This is a genomic window from Candidatus Saccharibacteria bacterium, from assembly GCA_017983775.1.
Lineage (GTDB): Bacteria > Patescibacteriota > Saccharimonadia > JAGOAT01 > JAGOAT01 > JAGOAT01.
In genome coordinates this window covers 1-7,832 of the sequence record JAGOAT010000033.1, presented here as the reverse complement: position 1 = coordinate 7,832, position 7,832 = coordinate 1, and the positions used below count along the sequence as shown (strand labels likewise).

The 7,832-nt window shown below is 39.4% G+C and carries 8 protein-coding genes; 1 reads left to right on the top strand and 7 read right to left on the bottom strand.

Going from position 1 to position 7,832, the window contains the following annotated elements; translation table 11 throughout:
• A partial coding sequence (locus KA531_03855) for an AAA family ATPase (protein ID MBP6006004.1) occupies positions 1-375 on the bottom strand: 375 nt, incomplete at its 3' end.
• A gap of 313 nt (positions 376-688) precedes the next feature.
• Here KA531_03855 and rplU point away from each other — a divergent pair.
• The gene (rplU, locus tag KA531_03850) at positions 689-997 is read left to right on the top strand and encodes a 50S ribosomal protein L21 (GenBank protein ID MBP6006003.1); all 309 of its coding nucleotides are present in this window, start codon (positions 689-691) and stop codon (positions 995-997) included.
• 252 nt (positions 998-1,249) lie between these two features.
• On the opposite strand, the gene KA531_03845 is transcribed toward rplU, so the two are convergent.
• From KA531_03845 to cysS, 6 genes are all read right to left on the bottom strand, one after another.
• Positions 1,250-2,602: a hypothetical protein gene (locus KA531_03845; GenBank protein ID MBP6006002.1), complete on the bottom strand. Its 1,353-nt coding sequence runs from the start codon at positions 2,600-2,602 to the stop codon at positions 1,250-1,252.
• Positions 2,599-3,075, bottom strand: coding sequence for a GNAT family N-acetyltransferase (locus KA531_03840; protein MBP6006001.1), 477 nt, complete (start codon positions 3,073-3,075; stop codon positions 2,599-2,601). Before KA531_03840 ends, KA531_03845 begins: the two co-directional genes overlap by 4 nt.
• Positions 3,072-3,989 (bottom strand): thioredoxin-disulfide reductase, encoded by a 918-nt coding sequence (gene trxB / locus KA531_03835; protein MBP6006000.1) that lies wholly within the window; start codon positions 3,987-3,989, stop codon positions 3,072-3,074. Before trxB ends, KA531_03840 begins: the two co-directional genes overlap by 4 nt.
• Before the next feature lie 10 nt (positions 3,990-3,999).
• Positions 4,000-4,998, bottom strand: a complete 999-nt coding sequence (gene murB / locus KA531_03830) for a UDP-N-acetylmuramate dehydrogenase (GenBank protein MBP6005999.1) — start codon at positions 4,996-4,998, stop codon at positions 4,000-4,002.
• Complete coding sequence (locus tag KA531_03825) at positions 4,995-6,404, bottom strand: hypothetical protein (GenBank protein ID MBP6005998.1); 1,410 nt, start codon at positions 6,402-6,404, stop codon at positions 4,995-4,997. Before KA531_03825 ends, murB begins: the two co-directional genes overlap by 4 nt.
• A partial coding sequence (gene cysS / locus KA531_03820; protein ID MBP6005997.1) for a cysteine--tRNA ligase occupies positions 6,401-7,832 on the bottom strand: 1,432 nt, incomplete at its 5' end. The genes cysS and KA531_03825, both read right to left, overlap by 4 nt.

The window sequence follows — 7,832 nt, the reverse complement described above, 5'->3', positions numbered from 1 at the left end:
CCCTAGTGATGGAGGACAGTCCACAATGACCAATTGATAATCTAGTGTCTCAACTAAACTTTTGAGATAATATTCGCGATTTGGATAATTGACCAGCTCCACTTCAAACCCCGCCAAATCAGAGTTGCTAGCCAAGATATCCAAGCTTCCTCTAGTCTGAACTAGCTCCCTAGCAACTTTTGGGTTGATCAATGCTTGATACGTTCCAGGCAAAGTCTTATCTAGACCAAAGCTAGTAGAAGCGTTGCCTTGAGGATCTAGATCAATTAGTAGAGTTTTTTTGCCCAATCTTGACAAGAGGCTAGCAAGATTGACGGCAGTGGTGGTCTTGCCGACACCTCCTTTTTGATTGGTCACCGCAATTAACTTAAGCATTAACCTTATTATAGCAAGTTTTTCCAGGTAAGCAAAAAGCACTAATGTGATTGATCTTACTATTGACTTTTAGTCATACCTATTATGTCATCAGGCTGTTCCCTGGAGAAAAGTCTTGGGGCACTTTGACAGGTGGGAGAAAAAGATGTTCTCAGATTCCGAAATAACTGCTTCCATCCTAGGAAGTATGTTAGGCGTTATAGTATCGCACATAGTGGGGCTAGTTAGCGAAGAGGAGTTGATAGTTGCCTGTCACCAATCTTTTGAAATTAATTGTACTTTTGGATTATTTTGATGTATAATCAATCAAGTTATGAGTAAAAAAGCAGTAATCCAAAATGGTTCTAGTCAATACATTGTCTCTGTCGGAGATACTATTGCAATCGATCAAAAGCTCGAAGAAAAAACAATTGAATTTGATGCTCTATTGGTGATTGACGGCACCTCTACCCAAGTAGGTCAGCCAACTATTGATAAGGTTAAGGTCAAGGCCAAGCTTATTGATCCTGACTACAAGGCTGAAAAGGTCACTATTGTCAAATTCAAGCCAAAAAAGCGTTACCTCAAACGTCAAGGCCATAGACAACAATACACACTAGTAGAAATCACTGCTATCGCCTGAGACCAAAGATTAAACTCAAGTACTTGATTCTTTAGTAAGTTCTTTGGACTTCAGGAATTGATAGTGCCAAGTATCAAATACTGGATCCCCCGTAAACCCTCCGGGTTTCGGAGGATGACTCCACCCCGTCATCTTCGGGTTGCCCGAAGGGCAAGACCGGAGATCCAGCATTATGTATTATTCAAATGTTAGCAGGAGTAGATTCCCTGTATTGTTCTATGAACAATCGGAGGATGACAAGAGACAAACCCATTAACGGCACTGGCTAGTAACAGTGCCTTTTGATACCTTTTGCATCCAAGCAATTGTATTAGTAAAACTAGTAGTCATAATGCGATAATGAGTCACGGGATATTTGTCATAAGTTACATTATTGCCAGCTTGACATAATCGATCAAAAAATTTGTCAGACTGACTTGGTAGGATTACATTATCCTTGTCTCCCTGATTAATTAACTTATAGCTATCAGTCTTGCCCTTACCCACTTCATTTGCATCAGTCTTAGAAAACAAATCATCAAAACTCTCTAAATTATCACTAGCAATTGCATCGAGAAACTCTGATGTATAGAGCTGGGCCTTGTTGTTCTCAACAGTCTGATCATAAACCCCACCATTCCATGGCCATTTACCGAGAGCAGCGTTAACGCAGGTTGATTCAATATCACCCTGGAGACTTGATATATAATTTGGTAAAAGGATCCTATTAGTATCAAATGTTTGATTATAATAATCTTGGTAACTATACAGTACAAACGGTGTAAACCAATTAATATTGGCATTTTTGGCAATACCAAGGATTGTATCAGTTACACTACTAACTGGCCCAAACCCAACCACTCCATCAACTGTCAGACTGGCATAGTCTTGACTGATTTTATCTGCCCAGTAAGCTGCATGTCCACCCTGACTAAACCCAGACATAAAAGTCAAATCCTGATCAGCGTTTGACTTAATACTAGCCATTTCTCGACTCGCAAGTAAGGCATCGAGCATTACTCGCCCCTCAAGCTCACCAATCATATAGTGGTGGATATCTTCAGGATCGCGCATGCCTTCATAGTCAGGAGTAATCATAATATATCCCTGTGAAGCATAACTAATCATTTCTGATTGGTAATTACCCCAATTATTAATTGCAGTTGGTTCAAGATTGGGTTTCTCTAAGCTAGCAGCACAGATATCGCTAATACCAGTCGTACCAGTAGCAAAAACTACTACAGGGAGTTTTTTTGCCACTTCAACATTATCCGGAAAATAAACTCGAGCGTTTAATTCAATTTCTCGATCATTCTTACCCAGAGAACTAAAAACAATATCCTGTTTGGTGACCTGATAGATTGGCTCAACTCCCTGATTAGTCTGATTGATTAGTGTCTTGGTATTAACCAGATCAAAATATTCTGGTTCACCACTACTAATCAATTTACCGTGCTCTGGCTTATTAACTATTCTATCAACAATACTCTGGCCAGAATTATCAGACTGATTACCACCGAATAATGAATCGAATTGCCTCTGCCCATAAAGAAACCAGAGTACTGCCAACAACAATACCACTTCTCCAAAAATCAATATTCTAAAAAACCATTTTGAAAAACTCACGCTCTAGACTCTCCTTTGATCCTCTTTTGATATCTTTCTACTATAAGCTGATTCTCAACCTCCAGCTTTGACACGAATTTATACCCCATTTGCTGATAATACCCTCCAGCATTGTAACTAATTAACTCGATTTTTGCTAGACCCTTTTTCGCTAAATCCTCCTCTAGTCTTATAAGCAAAGCTTTGGCAAGACCCCTTGATCGGTATTTTGGAATTACATAGATCCAATCTAGACTAAAACTATCCTTGTTTTGATTGTGACCAATCAAATAAGCTACCAATCTGGAATCATCCTTGATGAGATAAATAGTTCTATCTGGATTTAACCTAGCTTTGATTAAGTCCCATACTCGATGCTGTGATCGTATTTTATCTATTTTTTGCTCTGGATAATAGGCAAAGTCAACCAAAGACCCCCTGATCAAGTCTCGAAGCCTCCAGCTATCAGAAATCTTGGCTTTAACTGGCTTCATTCAGCCAAATATCTCTCTACTTCGAGTGCAGCCATGCAACCTTGTCCAGCAGCAGTGATCGCCTGCCTATAACGCCTATCTACTACATCACCAGCAGCAAAAATACCTTGAGCAGAGGTAAATACCTGACTTGTTACCTGGATATAGCCCATCTGGTCTAAATCTAGGTGACCTTGGAACATTTCAGTGGCTGGTTGGTGACCTATTGCTACAAAGAGTCCTTCCACCTGAAGGTCTTTTTGTTCCTGACTACCAATAACATCTAATCTGACACCAGATATAAACTCGTCGCCAATGATCTCTGATACACTACTATTCCAATGGACTGTGATTTTTGGATGCTTAAGTACGCGATCTTGCATGATCTTACTGGCTGATAATTGGTCTCGACGATGAATTAAATCAACTGATTTAGCGTACTTAGTCAAAGTCAACGCTTCCTCCATTGCACTATCTCCACCGCCTACCACAGCTACCCTTTTATCATTAAAGAAGAAGCCATCGCAAGTAGCACAAGCCGACAAGCCCTTGCCCTGAAATTTAGCCTCACTGGCAATTCCTAACCATTTTGCCCTAGCACCTGTAGCGACAATTACGGCTCTAGACTGATACTTATTCTCTCTAGTCATAATCAATTTATGCTCACCAGTAAAACTAACCTCATAAGCCTGGTCCAAAACTATTTCAGCTCCAAATCGTTTGGCTTGCTCCTCCATCGACTGCATCAGATCAGGACCCAATATTCCCTGGCTAAAGCCCGGAAAGTTTTCTACTTCACTAGTGGTAGTTAGCTGTCCACCAGGATTTTCACCAGAGAGTATTAGGGTACTAAGTTTTGCTCGAGTAGCATAAATAGCTGCAGTCAGACCAGCTGGACCAGAACCCAAGATAATTAGATCGTATTTTTTTTCCATGATTACTATCTTACCAGACTGTTGGCTCAATTTCTAAACCAATTGCAAATTTTTCTTTGACTTCTTCTTGAATTTTGCTAGCCAAACCTAACAGATCTTTAGCTAAACCGCCACGGTTTATTAAGACCAAAGCATTTTTGGCAGATATCTCCCAGCCATCTACAACCTTACCCTTATAACCTAATTGCTCGATTAGCCAGCCAGCGGAAACCTTCTCTTGACCAAAATAATCAAAATGAACGATATCGGGATATACTTGCTGAAGTTTTACTAAATGTGATTTACTAATAAAAGGATTATGGAAGAATGATCCTACACTAGGATTGTTGATAATATCGCCAAACTTACCGACCCTAGTCTCTATCACCCGAGCTCTTAACTGAGCAGGACTAAGCCCTATCCCCTCGGATTGACCAAGAATATTATGATATCTCACTTCAGCTATATCACCAGATCTGAGGGCAAACCCAACACTATAAATCAATAATTGTCGATTTTGTTTAAAAATACTATTTCGATAGCCAAAATTAAGCTCTTCTGCTAAGAGCTTTCTCCAGACCCTGTCTTGATTGTCCCAAACCTTGACATAGGCGACATAGTCACCTGATTGATATCCATAAGCCCCAATATTCTGGATCACACTTGCTCCTATCGTACCTGGAATCAAGCTGAGTGACTCTAGCCCATTAAAGCCTTGATCTACAGACCATTTTACAAATTGATCCCAGATCATCCCAGCCCCAACTTCAATAATGCTGACATCTTGATCCTGCCTAACCATCTGGATATCCTGATTAACAAATTGCAATACCAACCCATCAACCAAATTACTGGCTAATACGATATTTGATCCCGAACCCAAAACATGGATTGGTTGTCCTTGATATTGATCTGTCAGAGCTTCTAATTCCTTCTGATTGCCAATTCGAGCAAAATTTCTCGCATAGGCTTTTAATTTGAGCGTATTATAGTTTGATAAATCAAACTGATCTTCAACCTCTACCTTCATACTAATTGCTCAAGATAATCAAATAGTTTATAGCTCTCCCCTGCACCCAGACTAAGAATGATATCTCGAGGACGAATATTTTGCCTGACCAAGTCAGCCGCCTGACCTATCCCTTCTGCTGCAAAAAATTGATCGTATCCCTGTTTCTTAGCAATCCTGACCAGATCAAGTTCCTTAAAGTCTTCTGCCCTTTCTCTAGCTGATGCAAATATCGGCAGATTGATTACTACTTCAGCTTCAGCCAAGGCCTCCACAAATTCTTGGGCAAAAGCAATAGTCCTGGAAAAAGAATGGGCCTGGAAAACAACAATCAATCTACGCTCAGGAAGCCTGGATTTGATACTTTCAATCACTGTTCTGATCTCTACAGGATGATGTCCATAATCATCAAAAAGATAGTTATCATCCCTAGTCACTGCGATTAGCTCTTGTCTACGTCTGATACCAGGAAAGTCCTTAATAATCTCTGCTATCTTTTTAATAGGATAATCTAGCCAAACTAGTAAACCAATGACCCCAGCCACATTACCAATTAGCTTTTTGCCAAAAATTGGTAGCTGAAATTGCTCAACCTGATTAATCTGCTGATTAGATCTAGTAACCAAATCAAACACCAGGCTAACTTCTGTATGATTTTGACCGATTGTGACTGATTGAATCTTAATCTGTTTTGCTTTATACCCAAAATCAATGAGCTTAGCGCTAGACTTGGCAAAGGTACTGACAGAGTTTTGGTCATCAGCACAATATAAAACCAAGCCATTTTTTCTCGCTATTCTATTAGATAGCCTAATAAAAGTCTGCTCTATCTGATTCAAATCCTTAAAAACATCTGGATGATCAAAATCAATTGAGGTAACTAGGCAAGTATCTGGATTGATCAGATCCAGTTTGGAGCGCAAATCTACTGGAGGCATTACCCCATATTCATCTGCCTCATAGACAAAATACTCTTTGCCTCCATAGTGACCACTCGGCATCTTGCTGGCACTTGATCCAATCATGTAAGCTATCTTTGGCTCCAGCTTCTCCAAGACAAAAGCCAAAAGCGAAGTAGTCCCTGTCTTGCCATGAGTGCCAGCAACTGCAATTGACATCTCAAACTGCTGCTCGAGCAAGTGAATAAACTCCGACTGATGAATCAAATCAATACCCAACCTATTAGCTTCCTGACCTTGTAAACTCATTAAGCCATCATGAGCTGCTGAATAGATTAGGCTATCTGCTGATTCTAGATTAATTTGATCTAAATCAATCACCTTGATTTTAGCCTCCTTGAGCATTTGATCAGTAATAAAATGCTGACTGGTATCCGAACCCAGCACTTGATATCCCAAACGTTTAGCAATCAAGGCTAAATTTGCCTGACCAGCCCCTTTGATGCCTTGAAAAAAAAGCTTTCTCATAAAACTACCTTACGATAATAAAGACTTAACTCAGAACTCAGATCAATTGAATCAATATTATGATTACTAGATAAATCATCTTTGAGCTGATCAGAAGTTTGATAATTTGCCTTGAGTCTAGAATTATTACGTTTATCAATCAATCTAATCTCTTGCTCGTTAAATGCTTGATAGTCAATTGTCAGATCTAAACCGAGCAATTGATCCGCCCAGGCAATTGCTTTTAATAGTACAGGATCTAGACTATCTGTTTTGATTAATTTTGCTAAGCTAGCCAAAGCTCTAGGAGTAGCAAGATCATCATACATTGCTTCACTAAAATCTTGATAAAATTTCTCTACAATACCAGCATCTAATACTGCACTAATAGCACAAGAAGGCTTGTTGACCAGCTCTTTATTGGCATATAGAACCTTGCTATATTTAATCCGAAAATTATGAAGTGCTTGAATCGAAGCTTGATGAGCATTCTCACTAAAATCCATAATCGAGCTATAGTGCGTACTAAGTACCTGGTAACGAAAAGCCAAAGGATCTTCCAGATCTGCAAGCTTGACAATATTGCCAAGACTTTTACTCATCTTGTGACCTTCAACCATCAACATTGCATTATGCAAATAATACTTAGCCTGTTTACCTTGACACTGGGCTATTTCATTCTCGTGATGAGGAAACTTGAGATCCTCCCCACCAGTGTGTAAATCAAAATAATCTCCTAGGTATTCAGTGCTCATTGCCGAACATTCAATATGCCATCCGGGACGTCCTCGAAGATTAATTCCATTTCCTAAAACGAAATCCCAAGCAGGCTGATTGTCTACTTGAAATTTCCATAACGCAAAATCAGCAACATCCTCCTTATCATACTCATCTTCTATCACATTTATCTCTAGATTTGATAGATCTAAGTCAACAAGTTGCCCATACCTGTGTCCCTGTTGAATATAAGCGCGAATATCAAAGTATATTCCATCAGTGCCAGGGTATGCTAGCTTCTGCTCTACTAGATCCAAGATCATGGTTTGCATTTTGGCAATATGTTCGGTAGCCCAGACAATTTGGCTAAAGCTGGACTTACTGATATTTAGTTTTTCTAAATCTTCAAAAAAGATACTTGCATAATATCTAGCAATTTGCTTAACCCTAATCAGGATATCCGAATCACTAGCCTGATCATCTAATTCAGATTTTGCTTTTGCTATTAGCTTATCATCAATATCTGTAATATTAATCACACTAGTAGCCTTGTACCCCGCAAGCTTCAAGGTTCTGATTAAGATATCAGCAAATAAAAAACTCCGGAAGTTACCAATATGAGCATAATCATAGGGAGTTGGACCACAGTGGTAATAACGAACCTCGCTTGGGTCAATTGGTTCAAAGTCTTGGTAGGTATTACCTAAACTATTTTTTAATCTGAGCTTCTTC

Bases quoted from the DNA above. Each gene is read 5' to 3' on its own strand.
- KA531_03825 (MBP6005998.1), bottom strand. From the start codon at position 6,404: ATGAGAAAGCTTTTTTTTCAAGGCATCAAAGGGGCTGGTCAGGCAAAT.
- rplU (MBP6006003.1), top strand. From the start codon at position 689: ATGAGTAAAAAAGCAGTAATCCAAAATGGTTCTAGTCAATACATTGTC.
- KA531_03840 (MBP6006001.1), bottom strand. From the start codon at position 3,075: ATGAAGCCAGTTAAAGCCAAGATTTCTGATAGCTGGAGGCTTCGAGAC.
- trxB (MBP6006000.1), bottom strand. From the start codon at position 3,989: ATGGAAAAAAAATACGATCTAATTATCTTGGGTTCTGGTCCAGCTGGT.
- murB (MBP6005999.1), bottom strand. From the start codon at position 4,998: ATGAAGGTAGAGGTTGAAGATCAGTTTGATTTATCAAACTATAATACG.